This window comes from Streptomyces sp. NPDC091387, from assembly GCF_044756945.1.
Classification (GTDB): domain Bacteria; phylum Actinomycetota; class Actinomycetes; order Streptomycetales; family Streptomycetaceae; genus Streptomyces.
On record NZ_JBIVTZ010000021.1, the window covers coordinates 66,628 to 80,631 of the forward strand.

The window sequence follows — 14,004 nt, forward strand, 5'->3', positions numbered from 1 at the left end:
GTCCAGCTTCCCGGCTCCGGGCTGTCGGACCCGTATGCGATGCTCGGCTCCGTGGAGACCAGGTCAGTCAGTCCCGTGTTCGTCGGCCGCGCAGGTGAACTCACCTCGCTCACCGACGCGCTCGCCCGCGCCACCGCGGAAGGAGCCGGTCCGGCCGGCTGCGCCTGCGGAGAGCCGCAGGCGCTGCTCGTCGGTGGCGAGGCGGGCGTCGGCAAGACCCGACTGGTCGAGGAGTTCCTCGCGGTGGCGGCCCGCCGCGGGGCCGTCGTCGCCGTGGGCGGCTGCGTGGAGATCGGCGCGGACGGCCTGCCGTACGCCCCCTTCTCCGCCGCCCTGCGCGCCCTGCGCCGCACCCTCCCCGACGAGATGGCCGCGGCCTGCGCCGGGCAGGAGGGCGAACTGGCCCGGCTGCTTCCCGAACTCGGCGAGCCGGGCCGGGACTCGGCCGACGAGCACGGCACCGCCCGGCTCTTCGAGCTCACCGGCAGGCTGCTGGAGCGCATCTCGGCGGAGCGCGCGGTCGTCCTCGTCCTGGAGGACCTGCACTGGTCCGACGCCTCCACCCGGCACCTCCTCGCCTACCTGTTCCGTACGCTGCGCACCGGCCGCCTCGTCGTGGTCGGCACCTACCGGTCCGACGACATCCACCGCCGCCACCCGCTGCGCCCGCTCCTGGCCGAACTGGACCGCCTCCGGACCGTCCGCCGCATCGAACTCGCCCGCTTCAACCGGGCCGAGGTCCGCCGCCAGCTCGTCGGCATCCTCGCGGACACCCCGGAAGCGGCCCTGGTGGACGAGATATTCGAGCGCTCCGACGGCAACGCCTTCTTCGTCGAGGAGCTCGCCTGCAGCCTGGAGTGCGGCGACGGGGACGGAGTCCCCGACTCACTGCGCGACCTCCTCCTCGTCAGGGTCGAAACCCTCACCGACGACGCCCAGCGGGTCGCCCGGGTCGTGTCCGAAGGCGGATCCGCCGTCGAGTACGAACTGCTGGCCGCCGTCGCCGGCCTCGCCGAGGACGACCTCATCGAAGCGCTGCGGGGAGCGGTCGGCGCCAATCTGCTGCTCACCACCCCGGAGGGCAACGGCTACCGCTTCCGACACTCCCTGGTCCGCGAGGCCGTCAGCGACGACCTCCTCCCGGGCGAACGCTCCCGCCTCAACCGCCGCTACGCCGAAGCCCTGGAGGCCGACCCCACCCTCGTCCGCGACGGGGAGCGCGCCACCCGCCTGGCCAGCTACTGGTACGGCGCGCACGATGCCGCCAAGGCCCTGCCCGCCGTACTGAAGGCCTCGGTCGAAGCACGCCACCGCAACGCCTTCTCCGAGCAACTGAGACTGCTGGAAAGGGCGATGGAGCTGTGGGACGACGCTCCCGAAGCGATACGCAGCACTCTGCGCCCCATCGACTACGCCGAGGTCTACCCGGCCTGCGGCCGTGACAGCGCCACCCCCCTCAGCTACCTCGACCTGATGGCAGAGGCCACCGTCGCCGCCCGCTTCGGCAACGACCGCGAACGGGCCCTCACCCTCTGCAAGAAGGCCCTGCGCATCCTGGAGAGCGAGGACGACGCGCTGCGCGCCGCCTGGTTCTGGGTCCAGCGCTCCCATCTGATCCAGGCCCTCACCCGGGGTGACGGCTGGGACGAGCTGGCCACCGCCGAGGAGCTGGTCCGGGGACTGCCCCCCTCGGCCGTCCACGCGGAGGTGCTGATGAGCGTGGCCGGCTGGGGCGCCCTGCACCGCCCCGGCGCCCAGACCCTCGCCGCCGCGGACCGGGCCGTGGAGTACGCCCGGCTGGTCGGTGACGAGTACATCGAGCTGCACGCACGCCTCACCCGGGGCTGGCTGACCGCCGACGCCGGAGACATCGACGACGGCATCGCCGAGATGTACGCCGTCCGCGACCGGGCCGACGAGCTGTGCCTCATCGGCGTCATGGGCCGCGCCAGCATCAACCTCCCCTCCACCCTCGAAGCCATGGGCCGTTCCCTGGAGGCCGTGGCCGCCGCCGACCACGGGATCGAGATCTGCCACAGCCACGGCATCGCCGACACGGAGGCCTGGGTCCGCACCAACCAGGCGATGTCCCTGTTCTCGCTCGGCCACTGGGACCAGGCCCTGGCCACCACCGAGGCCGCTGCCCGCACGGCGCTGTCCCGCAAGCCCCAGGGCCTGGTCGCCGCCCGCCGCACCGAAGTGGCGCTCGCGCGAGGAGACTTCGCCGAGGCCGAACGGCAACTCGCGCTGAACAAGCGGAGCTTCGGCTCCCGCGACCCGCAGCCCCAGCACTTCATCAACGCCGTGCGCCACACCGTCACCCTCGCCGTCCAGCAGGGCCGTTTCTCCGAGGCCCGGACGGCGTTCGAGGCCCAGGCGGAGATCGGCTTCCCGACCGGCACCCAGCGCTACGCCCTGCCTCTGCTGCACGTCGTCGCGGCGGCCGAGGCCGACGCCCGCGGCCTGCCCGCCACCGAGCCGGGCCGGCCGGCGAGCCTCGCCCTGATCCGCGCACATCTCAAACGCCTGCCGATGGTCGTCCCCGTATGGGCTGCCTACGGTCTGCTCGTCGATGCCGAGCTGGCTCGCGCCGAAGGCCTCGACACCCCGGAGCACTGGTCCCGCGCGGCGCAGGCCTTCACCCCGCTGCACCGTCCGTACGAACTGGCCCAGATCCGCCACCGCTGGGCCGAGGCCCTGCTCGTGGCCTCCGGTGACCGGCCCACGGCCACCGCCCTGCTGCGCGAGGCGCACGGCACCGCCCTGCGCCTCGGCGCCCGCCCGCTGGCCGAGACCATCGAGCTGCTGGCCGGCCGCGCCCGCATCGCCCTCACCGCCCCCGACGCGCCCCGCGGCGCGGGCTCGGGCGACGAGATCCTGGTGGCCGTCACGATCCCGGACGGCGACAGCGCTGCCGACGAGCAGACCGGGCGGGACCACTCCGAGGAGCAGCTCCGGGCCGTGGCCGCCGCCGCTGTGGAGTCCTTCGGGCTGACCCGGCGCGAACAGGACGTGCACCGGCTCGTCGCCGACGGCCACACCAACCGCCGGATCGCCGAGGAGCTCTACATCTCGCCCAAGACCGCGAGCGTCCACGTCTCCAACATCCTGGCCAAGCTCGGGGTGGCGAGCCGGGGCGAGGCCGCCGCACTCGCCCACCGGCTGCGCCTCTACCGCACGCCGACGGGTGCCTGAGGGCTGTCCCGTTCAGTCCTGGGGTCCTTCGTTCCGATCCGGGCCCCCGGCGCCCGCACCACCGGGGTCTCCGTCTCCGGAGTCGTCCGCCGGGTCTCCGTCCTCGCCGTCCGGCCGGCGGACCACCACTTTGCCCGAGGTGAGGTCTATCGGGCCGCGCGCCGGGTCGCCGATGCCGAGATCCACCCGGCTCAGCTCCAGCCGCCGCTGTTCCTCCGCAGCGTGCTTGCGGCCCGGTGCGAAGAGTTCCTCGAAGAAGTTGAACACGGGCCGCGCACCCTTCCGCCTGCTGTAGCCGCTACCGCACCTCCAGCACCAGGATCTTGTCGTCTCCCGGCTTCGGGGTGCCACGGGTGTCCGTCTCGCTCGTCACGAGATAGAGCTTGTTGCCGCCGGCCGCGAGCACGGTGCGCAGGCGGCCGTACTTCCCCTTCAGGAACGACTGAGGGGCCGCCAGAGGTTCCTTGTCCGCCGTACCGGACAGCGGGATCCGCCAGAGCCGCTCACCGCGCAGACCGGCCATCCAGAGGGAGCCCTCGGCGAAAGCGATGCCGCTCGGTGACGCCTCGGACGTCTTCCACTGTGCCACGGGATCACGGAACCCCGCCTTGCCCGCTTTCCCCTCGACGTCCGGCCAGCCGTAGTTCCCGCCCGGCACGATCAGGTTCAGCTCGTCCCAGGTGTCCTGGCCGAACTCGGACGCCCACAGCTGCTTGTGGTTGTCCCAGGCCAGCCCCTGCACATTGCGGTGACCGTACGAATACACCACGGAGTCGGCCTGCGGATTGCCGTGCAGCGGCTCGCCGTCCGGTGTCATCCGCAGGATCTTGCCGGCCGGCGACTTCTTGTCCTGCGCGAGGCCGCGGTCCCCCGTCTCGCCCGTCCCCGCGTACAGCATGTGGTCCGGGCCGAAGGCGATGCGCCCGCCGTTGTGGATGGATCCCTTCGGGATGCCGCGCAGAATCGTGTCGGGAGCGCCCAGCAGCTGACCGGGGTTCGTGCCCTTCTCGTTGTAGAGCATGCGGGCGATGCGGTTGTCCGAGGCGGTGGTGAAGTACGCGTACACCAGATGGTCCGTACCGAAGGTGGGGGAGACGGCGATCCCCAGCAGCCCGCCCTCCCCGGCGGGAGCCACTCCGGGCACGGTGCCCAGCAGCGTTTTCTTCCCGCTCTTCGCGTCGACCCTGGTGATCGTCCCCTTGTCGCGCGAGGAGACCAGCAGGTCGCCGTCGGGCAGGGCCGTGAGGCCCCACGGCGAGTCCAGCCCCTCCGTGAGGGTCGACACCACCTTCACCGAGCCCTTCGCGGGCGGCAGATCGGCCGCGGGACGCGAGGCTGACGGGGAGGCCGCCGGGCTCGACGTGGCCGTCGAGGACCCGGCCGGTGATCTCGCTCCCTGGCCCGCGGTGCTCTCCATTCCCTCCTGCGAGGAGCACCCCGCGGCGAGCACCAGGGCACCGACCGCCAGCACGGCCACCGCACCGCGCCGCACTCCCGCCTGACGCCGCGCAACGCGACCACTCCCGTGACGCGTCATATGACGCCCCACCGGGTCCTGCCCAGATCCGAACACCGCACCGATCCCTTCGACGGCCGCCTGTCTACTGTTCTTACACCGCCGCCCGGTGCGAGGTTCCCGATGACGGCCGACTTTCTCGGTCGGGGGCCGGCGCCACGGGGCAGCGGTGAACGGCCGGCCCCACGCTTCTGCCTCGCCCAACGCCCGCGCTCAGTCCCACGACTCCCGGGCCGGCGGCAGCCGGTCGATCTCCGCCAGGTCCTGCGCCGTCAGTGCCAGACCGGCCGCCCCCGCGTTCTCCACCGCCCAGCGCTCCCGCTTGGTCCCGGGTACCGGAACCACCTGCGGCCCCTGCCGCAGCACCCAGGCCAGCGCCACCTGCGCGGGCGTCGCCCCGTGCCGTTCGGCAACCCGCCGCAGCCCCACCACCACCGGCTGGTTCGCCGCCATCATCTCGGCGGTGAACCGCGGATGCCTGGCCCGCAGATCCTCCGGCTCGAAGCCCTGCCCCGGGGTGAGCGTCCCCGTCAGATAGCCGTTGCCCAGCGGCATCGCCGCCAGGAAGCCCACACCCCGCGCCGCACACCACGGAAGCAGCGATTCCAGCGCCTGCGGCGACCACACCGAGAGCTCCGCCTGCACCGCGCTCACGGGAAACACCTGCTGTACCCGCTCCAGCTGCCGGATCGTTCCGTCATGCAGCCGCGCACCCGTCCGGCGCGAGGCCCGCGCCCCGATCGCGCACAGCCCGAGCGCCCGCACCTTCCCCGCGGCCACCAGCTCCGCCATCGCGCCCCAGGTCTCCTCGACGGGCACCTCGGGATCGGCCCGGTGCAGTTGGTACAGATCGATCACATCGGTCTGCAGCCGTCGCAACGAGGCGTCGCACGCCCGCCGCACATAGCCGGGCCGGCCATTGGCCACGATGTGCTGATCGCCCACCAGCAGCCCGCACTTGGTGGAGAGGAAGGCCTCCGCCCGGCGCCCCTTCAGCGCCCGCCCCAGCAGCAGCTCATTGGTGAACGGGCCGTACATGTCCGCCGTGTCGAGCAACTGGACGCCCGCGTCCAGCGCCGCGTGCACCGCGCGCAAGGCATGGTCGCCACGCTGCTGGGAGGCACCGTACGCCCAGCTCATCGGCATGCAGCCGAGACCGACCGCGCCCACGGCGAGCGCCGCCGCACCGAGACTCCTGCGCTCCAACTCCCCGAACCCTCCCTCGGCCCCGCCGCACGGGATCACTCCGGACCCCCAAAGCTAACCTCTGCTCCCCGCGCGCCTTCGCATAGCCTCCTGACCATGACTTCCACCACGCGTTCCACCGCGGCCCCCGAGGTGTGGCTGCCGATTCCGGCCGACGGGATCGAAGGGCTCCCCGAGGGGCTCCACTACCGTTTCTGGGACGGCGGGCAGGACTACCCGGCCGACCCCGCGGACTGCGCCTTCTACGTCGTCCCGTACATGAAGGGCCCGGAGGTCGCGGTCCGTCCGCTCGCCGGGATGAGCGCGGTGCGGGTCGTGCAGACCCTCTCCGCGGGCATCGACCACGTCGAGCCGGGGCTCGGCCTGCTGCCCGCAGGCGTACGGCTGTGCAACGCCAAGGGGGTCCACGAGGCGTCCACCGCAGAGCTGACCCTCGCCCTGATCCTCGCCTCCCTGCGCGGCTTCCCCGGGTTCGTGCGCGGCCAGGACAACGAGGAGTGGCGCTCCGGGTTCTACCCGGCGCTCGCCGACAAGTCCGTGCTGATCGTCGGGTACGGATCGATCGGCTCCGCGATAGAGGACCGGCTCGCGCCCTTCGAGTGCGCGCGGGTGGCGCGCGTCGCACGCTCCGCGCGGACAACCGCACGCGGACCCGTACATACGCTCGACGACCTGCCCGCACTGTTGCCCGAAGCCGACATCGTGATTCTGTCCACCCCGCTGAACCCCTCCACACAAGGGCTGGTGGGCGCGGACTTCCTCGCGGCGATGCCGGACGGGGCGCTGCTGGTGAACGTCGCCCGCGGCGGTGTCGTCGACACCAAGGCCCTGCTGTCCGAACTCGAGTCCGGACGGCTGCACGCGGCACTCGACGTCACCGACCCGGAACCACTCCCTTCCGGCCATCCCCTCTGGCATGCTCCGAACGTCCTGATCACTCCGCACGTCGGCGGCAGCACCTCGGCGTTCCTGCCGCGCGCCAAGCGTCTGATCGCCGGACAGCTCAGCCGTTTCGCCGCGGGGGAACCGGTCCACAACGTCGTACGCACCACTGGCTGAACACGCTGCGAGCACGCTCCGCAGCGCTCGGTGCCGACAAGTCCCCAGGTCGTCACGGAGAGTAGAGGAACTATGTCCCTGTGTGACGAGTCTGGTGTATCGTCCCGAAAGGGAGGCTGCGCCGTGGAAGGGACGGCGCCGGGGAGGAAGCCACACGCGAGGGGGCGACGGGCGATGTACGGCCGATGGGCGAACGATCCGAAACGGCGGGGTGGCCGAAGGCGGTCGGCGATGCGTCCGGTGCGCCGGCGCCGCGGCCGTCCGGAGACCTCCGGAGTACCCCGGTGAGCGCGCCCGCGGGCACCCGCGGAGCGCTCCTGGCCCGGCGCCCAGCTGTCGGAAGAACGCCCGCGCTGCTTCCTCAGCTCCTCCTCGGCCTCGCCTGCGCCGGATACGCGGTGGGTGCGGGCGTCGGCTGGGGTTCGGCGCAACTGGCGCTCTTCATGGGTGACTTCGGCCTCAGTACGGCCGCCCTGGCCGCCGCCGTGTCCTGCTTCCTCTTCGCCCGCGCGGCGGACAACCGGTTCCGGCCGGCCTGGCTGCTGTTCTCGCTCTCCTCGCTCATGGCGGCCGGGGGCAACGCGGTCTGGGGCTGGTACGAGTTCGTGCGCGGGCTCCCGGTGCCCAGCCCCTCCCTCGCCGACCTCTTCTACCTCTGCTTCGCGCCACCCGCGATCGTCGGACTGCTCGTCCTCGCCAAGCGCCCCGTCACCCGGGCCGGCTGGGTCTGCCTGGCACTCGACTCCTGGCTGATCGGCGGATCCCTCCTCACGCTCTCCTGGAGCCTCGCCCTCGCCCACACGGCACATCTGGCGGACGTCGAGGGCGCCAGCGTGGCGCGGGCGGCGCTCTCGCTGGCCTACCCGCTGCTCGACATCGTGCTGGTCTCCATGGTGCTCGCGCTGCACTTCCGCCGGTCCAGCGTCAACCGCGCCGCGGTCAACACCGCCATCGCCGCCCTCGCGCTGACCGTCCTGTGCGACGCCCTGTTCACCTCGCCGCTGCTGCGCCAGACGTACCATTCCGGCCAGTTGCTCGACGCGGGCTGGTTCGCCGGTTCGCTGCTCCTCGCGTACGCCCCCTGGGGGGCGGGCCGGGAGGAGGGCGGCGCCGTCGAGCAGCGGCCCGTGCCACGCACCACCAGCCGCCCCATCGCCGGTTCGCTGGCCGCGCTGACGCCGTACCTCGCCGCCGCCGTCTGCACCCTGGGCATCCTCTACAACGTGATCGAGGGCCGCCGGGTGGACCGTGTCGTGGTCTTCACCGGATGCACGGTGGTGCTCGCACTGGTCGTCCGGCAGGGCATCATGCTCGTCGACAACATCGCGCTCACCCAGGAACTGGCCCAGAAGGAGAACCACTTCCGCTCCCTGGTGCAGGGCTCCAGCGATGTCATCATGATCGCCGCCCCGACCGGCATACTCCGCTACGTCAGCCCCGCCGCCTCCGGTGTCTACGGGCGCGATGCGGACGATCTCATCGGCGCGGAGCTCGCCTCGATCATCCACCCCGACGACCTGGGCGGGGTGGTGCACGAGGTGCGCCGCTTCCTCGCCGCGCCCCCGGCCGAGGAACCCACCACCCGCATCGAGTGCCGTTTCAGGTCCGGCAGCGGTGAATGGCTGAACGTCGAGTCCACCGTCAACCGCCACCAGGGCGGGCTGATCCTCAACAGCCGCGACGTCACCGAACGGGTCCGGCTCCAGGCCCAGTTGCAGCACAACGCGGAGCACGACCCGCTCACCGACCTGCCCAACCGCGCCCTCTTCACCGACCGGGTCCGCCAGACCCTCGGCGGCCGCCGGTCCGGTGACGCGGGCACCGCGGTGCTCTTCATCGACCTGGACGGCTTCAAGGCGGCCAACGACCGGCTCGGCCACCAGGCGGGCGACGAGCTCCTCATCCAGGCCGCCCGCCGCCTCCAGGACTCCGTACGGGCCGGGGACACCGCGGCCAGGCTCGGCGGTGACGAGTTCGCCGCCCTCATCGTCGGTGACGGCAGCCGCGAGCAGACCGCCCGCGAGTACCAGGTCCACGAGATCGCCGACCGGCTGCGCCTCACCCTCTCCCAGCCCTACCGGATCGGCGCCGGCGAGGTCCGGGTCACCGCCTCCATCGGGGTCGCCTTCGCCGAGCCGTCCATCACCCCCACCGACCTCATGCGCAACGCGGACCTCGCCATGTACCGCGCCAAGGCGGGCGGCAAGGACCGCGTCGAGCTGTACGCCCCCCAGATGCAGGCCGAGGTGGTCCGCCGCTCCGAGCTGGCGACCCGGCTGCGCACCGCCCTGCGCGAAGGCGAGTTCGCGCTGCTCCACCAGCCCGTGGTCCATCTGACCAGCGGCAGGGTCGCCGCCGTCGCGGCACAGGCCCGCTGGCGCTCCGCCCAGGGCATCCTGTTCACCCCCGCCGAGTTCCTCCGCGTCGCCGAGGACAGCGACCGCACCGCGGAGCTGGGCCGCTGGCTCCTCGAAGAGGCCGTCGAGCAGGCCGCAGACCGGGCCAGAGCCGGACACCAGGTCTCCGTCGCCGTCCGCCTCTCCGCCCGCCGGCTGCTCGACAAGGGGATGCCGTTCGGCTCCGTCGAGGCGCTGCTCACCCGGTACGGGCTGCCGTCCGGGGCGCTGATGATCGAGGTCTCCGACAGCGACCCGAGGGTCTCCTTCGACGAACTCGAACAGCGGCTGGTGGCCCTGCGCCGGCTCGGTGTGCGCATCGCGCTCGACGGCTTCGGCAGCGGCTACGCCGCGATCAACGCCCTGCGCCGGCTCCCCATCGACGTACTGAAACTGGACCGCGGTCTGGTCGAGGGCGTCGTCGAGTCCGCCCGGCTGCACAAGATCACCAGCGGGCTGCTGCGGATCGCGTGCGACCTCGGGATGCAGTCCGTGGCCGACGGCGTCGACGTACCGGAACAGGTCCTCGCCCTGCGCGCCATGGGCTGTACACACGGCCAGGGCATGGCCTTCTCCGGGCCGTTGGACGAGTACCGGCTGCGCCGCGCCCTGGTCCGCGGCGAGTTCCCGGTACCCGGCAGCCCGGCCGCTCAGCCGGTCCTGGCGGGCGGCTCGATCCCGCTCCTCACCGGCTCACATGCTGAGACGCCCATCCCACCCACTTGACACTTCGAGTGCGTCGGAGAGAGGGTCAATGCCATGCGCACCCGAATTCTCGTACTTGGAAAGCGCGTCGGCTGAAGCAGGGTCCCTCAATGACACTCTGCAGACCGCACCGGCGCGCTCCCCTCGCTTGCCTCACGGCACGAGGGGTTTTTTGTTGCACCGGTACTACGCAAAACGTCGTAAAACACTCGCAAAAACCCTCAGCTTCGAGAAGAGAATGCCGATGACCGAGCAGGCCACCGGGGCCCACCATCCCCAGCCGCGGGCCCGTACCGGCGGACCGTCCACCGCCGCCGTTGAGCACCTCACGGGCGCGCAGTCCCTCATCCGTTCTCTCGAGGAAGTCGGGGCCGACACCGTATTCGGACTCCCCGGCGGTTGCATCCTGCCGGCGTACGACCCGCTGATGGACTCCACCCGGGTCCGTCACATCCTGGTCCGCCACGAGCAGGGCGCGGGTCACGCGGCCACCGGCTACGCCCAGGCCACCGGCAAGGTCGGTGTCTGCATGGTCACCTCCGGGCCGGGCGCCACCAACCTGGTCACCCCGATCGCCGACGCGGCCATGGACTCCGTGCCGATGGTCGCGATCACCGGCCAGGTGGCCTCGGCCGCCATCGGTACGGACGCCTTCCAGGAAGCCGACATCTGCGGCATCACGATGCCGATCACCAAGCACAACTTCCTGGTCACCCGCGCCGAGGACATCGCGCACACGATCGCGGAGGCCTTCCACATCGCCTCCACCGGCCGTCCGGGCCCCGTCCTCGTCGACATCGCCAAGGACGCACTCCAGTCGAAGACCACCTTCAGCTGGCCGCCGGTGATGGACCTGCCCGGCTACCGTCCGGTCACCAAGCCGCACGCCAAGCAGATCCGCGAGGCCGCCAAGCTCATCACCCAGGCCAAGCGCCCGGTGCTGTACGTGGGCGGCGGCGTCATGAAGGCCGGAGCCACCGCCGAACTGAAGGTGCTGGCCGAGCTCACCGGAGCGCCCGTCACCACCACGCTGATGGCGCTCGGCTCCTTCCCCGACAGCCACCCGCTGCACGTGGGAATGCCCGGCATGCACGGTGCGGTCACCGCCGTCACCGCGCTGCAGAAGGCCGACCTGATCGTCGCGCTCGGCGCCCGGTTCGACGACCGGGTCACCGGCAAGCTGGACAGCTTCGCCCCGTACGCCAAGATCGTGCACGCCGACATCGACCCGGCGGAGATCGGCAAGAACCGCGACGCCGACGTGCCGATCGTCGGTGACGCCCGCGAGGTCATCGCCGACCTCGTCCAGGCCGTCCAGGCCGAGCACACCGAGGGCCACACCGGCGACTACACCGCCTGGTGGAAGGACCTCAACCGCTGGCGCGAGACCTACCCGGTCGGCTACGACCTGCCGGAGGACGGCAGCCTCTCGCCGCAGCAGGTCATCCAGCGGATCGGCGAACTCGCCCCCGAGGGAACGATCTTCGCGGCGGGCGTCGGCCAGCACCAGATGTGGGCCTCGCACTTCATCCAGTACGAGCAGCCCGCCACCTGGCTGAACTCCGGCGGCGCCGGGACGATGGGGTACGCGGTGCCGGCGGCGATGGGCGCCAAGGCCGGGATGCCGGACCGTACGGTCTGGGCGATCGACGGCGACGGCTGCTTCCAGATGACCAATCAGGAGCTCACCACCTGCGCGCTCAACAACATCCCGATCAAGGTCGCGATCATCAACAACGGCGCGCTCGGGATGGTCCGCCAGTGGCAGACCCTCTTCTACAACCAGCGGTACTCCAACACCGTGCTGCACTCCGGCGCCGACACCGACGGCAACGCGGCGAAGGGCACCCGGGTGCCCGACTTCGTCAAGCTGTCCGAGGCCATGGGCTGCTACGCGATCCGCTGCGAGGACCCGGCCGACCTGGACAAGGTCATCGCCGAGGCCAACGCGATCAACGACCGCCCGGTCGTCGTCGACTTCATCGTCCACGAGGACGCCATGGTGTGGCCGATGGTCGCCGCCGGCACCTCGAACGACGAGGTCATGGCAGCCCGCGGTGTCCGCCCCGACTTCGGCGACAACGAAGACGACTGAGAGACAGAGAGAGACCGACTCCATGTCCACCAAGCACACGCTCTCCGTCCTGGTCGAGAACAAGCCCGGTGTCCTCGCCCGGATCACCGCCCTGTTCTCCCGCCGCGGCTTCAACATCGACTCGCTCGCGGTCGGTACCACCGAACATCCCGACATCTCCCGCATCACGATTGTGGTGAATGTCGAGGGCCTGCCCCTGGAGCAGGTGACCAAGCAGCTCAACAAGCTGGTCAACGTCCTGAAGATCGTCGAACTCGAGCCCGCCGCTGCGATCCAGCGCGAGCTCGTCCTGGTGAAGGTCCGCGCCGACAGCGAGACCCGTTCCCAGATCGTCGAGATCGTCCAGCTGTTCCGCGCCAAGACCGTGGACGTCTCCCCGGAGGCCGTCACGATCGAGGCGACGGGCGGCGCCGACAAGCTGGAGGCGATGCTCAAGATGCTGGAGCAGTACGGCATCAAGGAGCTCGTCCAGTCCGGCACCATCGCCATAGGCCGTGGCGCGCGCTCGATCACCGACCGTTCCCTGCGCGCCCTCGACCGCACGGCGTAGCCGCCGCCTCGCCGCTCGTATGGCGAGACCCGAAAACGTAACTGACGCACCCCGCCGTACGGTGGGACGCAACACCTGCACACCAAGGAGAAGACCCAGTGGCCGAGCTGTTCTACGACGACGATGCCGACCTGTCCATCATCCAGGGCCGCAAGGTCGCGGTCCTTGGTTACGGCAGCCAGGGCCACGCCCACGCGCTGTCGCTGCGCGACTCGGGTGTCGACGTCCGTGTCGGTCTGCACGAGGGTTCGAAGTCCAAGGCCAAGGCCGAGGAGCAGGGCCTGCGTGTGGTGACTCCGGCCGAGGCGTCCGCCGAGGCCGACGTCATCATGATCCTGGTTCCGGACCCGATCCAGGCCCAGGTCTACGAGGAGTCCGTCAAGGACAACCTCAAGGACGGCGACGCGCTGTTCTTCGGCCACGGCCTGAACATCCGCTTCGACTTCATCAAGCCGCCGGCCAACGTCGACGTCTGCATGGTCGCCCCGAAGGGCCCGGGTCACCTGGTCCGGCGTCAGTACGAGGAGGGCCGCGGCGTTCCGTGCATCGTGGCCGTCGAGCAGGACGCCACGGGCAAGGGCCTGGAGCTGGCTCTGTCGTACGCCAAGGGCATCGGCGGCACCCGCGCGGGTGTCATCAAGACGACGTTCACGGAGGAGACCGAGACCGATCTCTTCGGTGAGCAGGCCGTTCTCTGCGGTGGTACCGCCGCTCTGGTGAAGGCCGGGTTCGAGACGCTGACGGAGGCCGGTTACCAGCCGGAGATCGCGTACTTCGAGTGCCTGCACGAGCTGAAGCTGATCGTGGACCTCATGTACGAGGGCGGTCTGGACAAGATGCGCTGGTCGATCTCGGAGACCGCGGAGTGGGGCGACTACGTCACCGGCCCGCGCATCATCACGGCCGACACCAAGGCCGAGATGAAGAAGGTCCTCGCGGAGATCCAGGACGGCACCTTCGCCAAGGCCTGGATGGCGGAGTACCACAACGGTCTGCCCAAGTACAACGAGTACAAGAAGGCCGACAGCGACCACCTGCTGGAGACCACCGGCCGCGAGCTCCGCAAGCTCATGAGCTGGGTCAACGACGACGACGCGTAACCCCGATGCCTCAAGGGCGGGTCCCCGGACCCGCCCTTGAGGCATCAGCCCTGCTTCACCGCTGGAAGAGGCGGCGTCGTACGTGTGTACAAGTCGTCCAGCCTCATGCGGGTGATCCTTCCAACGGGGCGCAGTATGCGTCGCCGCGCATGACTACACTTCTGCACACATACACGCGTCAG

9 protein-coding genes are annotated in these 14,004 nt (G+C 70.9%); 6 read left to right on the forward strand and 3 right to left on the reverse strand.

Annotated elements, in window-relative coordinates; all coding sequences use genetic code 11:
* The first annotated feature begins 39 nt into the window (after positions 1-39).
* Positions 40-3,195 (forward strand): AAA family ATPase, encoded by a 3,156-nt coding sequence (locus ACIQM0_RS33375; protein WP_401294113.1) that lies wholly within the window; start codon positions 40-42, stop codon positions 3,193-3,195.
* Between the two features lie 12 nt (positions 3,196-3,207).
* On the opposite strand, the gene ACIQM0_RS33380 is transcribed toward ACIQM0_RS33375, so the two are convergent.
* From ACIQM0_RS33380 to ACIQM0_RS33390, 3 genes are all read right to left on the reverse strand, one after another.
* On the reverse strand, positions 3,208-3,462 hold the full coding sequence (locus ACIQM0_RS33380) for a DUF6191 domain-containing protein (protein ID WP_401294015.1): 255 nt from the start codon (positions 3,460-3,462) through the stop codon (positions 3,208-3,210).
* 31 nt (positions 3,463-3,493) lie between these two features.
* Positions 3,494-4,732: a PQQ-dependent sugar dehydrogenase gene (locus ACIQM0_RS33385; RefSeq protein ID WP_401294018.1), complete on the reverse strand. Its 1,239-nt coding sequence runs from the start codon at positions 4,730-4,732 to the stop codon at positions 3,494-3,496.
* 192 nt (positions 4,733-4,924) lie between these two features.
* Positions 4,925-5,917: an aldo/keto reductase gene (locus ACIQM0_RS33390; protein ID WP_401294021.1), complete on the reverse strand. Its 993-nt coding sequence runs from the start codon at positions 5,915-5,917 to the stop codon at positions 4,925-4,927.
* Positions 5,918-6,013: 96 nt separating this feature from the next.
* Between ACIQM0_RS33390 and ACIQM0_RS33395 the strand changes: the two genes are divergently transcribed.
* The 5 genes from ACIQM0_RS33395 (at position 6,014) to ilvC (ending at position 13,822) form a co-directional block, all read left to right on the forward strand.
* The gene (locus ACIQM0_RS33395) at positions 6,014-6,976 is read left to right on the forward strand and encodes a 2-hydroxyacid dehydrogenase (RefSeq protein WP_401294024.1); all 963 of its coding nucleotides are present in this window, start codon (positions 6,014-6,016) and stop codon (positions 6,974-6,976) included.
* Positions 6,977-7,260: 284 nt separating this feature from the next.
* Positions 7,261-10,098 (forward strand): putative bifunctional diguanylate cyclase/phosphodiesterase, encoded by a 2,838-nt coding sequence (locus ACIQM0_RS33400; protein ID WP_401294026.1) that lies wholly within the window; start codon positions 7,261-7,263, stop codon positions 10,096-10,098.
* Positions 10,099-10,315: 217 nt separating this feature from the next.
* Positions 10,316-12,172 (forward strand): acetolactate synthase large subunit, encoded by a 1,857-nt coding sequence (locus ACIQM0_RS33405; protein ID WP_363030486.1) that lies wholly within the window; start codon positions 10,316-10,318, stop codon positions 12,170-12,172.
* Positions 12,173-12,194: 22 nt separating this feature from the next.
* The gene (gene ilvN / locus ACIQM0_RS33410) at positions 12,195-12,722 is read left to right on the forward strand and encodes an acetolactate synthase small subunit (protein WP_073738667.1); all 528 of its coding nucleotides are present in this window, start codon (positions 12,195-12,197) and stop codon (positions 12,720-12,722) included.
* 98 nt (positions 12,723-12,820) lie between these two features.
* Positions 12,821-13,822: a ketol-acid reductoisomerase gene (ilvC, locus tag ACIQM0_RS33415; RefSeq protein WP_073738668.1), complete on the forward strand. Its 1,002-nt coding sequence runs from the start codon at positions 12,821-12,823 to the stop codon at positions 13,820-13,822.
* The last annotated feature ends 182 nt before the right edge of the window (positions 13,823-14,004 follow it).

What these genes read in the sequence shown, in the direction of transcription:
- ACIQM0_RS33375 (WP_401294113.1), top strand. Translation starts at nt 40, where the DNA reads ATGCTCGGCTCCGTGGAGACCAGGTCAGTCAGTCCCGTGTTCGTCGGC.
- ACIQM0_RS33385 (WP_401294018.1), bottom strand. Translation starts at nt 4,732, where the DNA reads ATGACGCGTCACGGGAGTGGTCGCGTTGCGCGGCGTCAGGCGGGAGTG.
- ACIQM0_RS33395 (WP_401294024.1), top strand. Translation starts at nt 6,014, where the DNA reads ATGACTTCCACCACGCGTTCCACCGCGGCCCCCGAGGTGTGGCTGCCG.
- ACIQM0_RS33405 (WP_363030486.1), top strand. Translation starts at nt 10,316, where the DNA reads ATGCCGATGACCGAGCAGGCCACCGGGGCCCACCATCCCCAGCCGCGG.
- ilvN (WP_073738667.1), top strand. Translation starts at nt 12,195, where the DNA reads ATGTCCACCAAGCACACGCTCTCCGTCCTGGTCGAGAACAAGCCCGGT.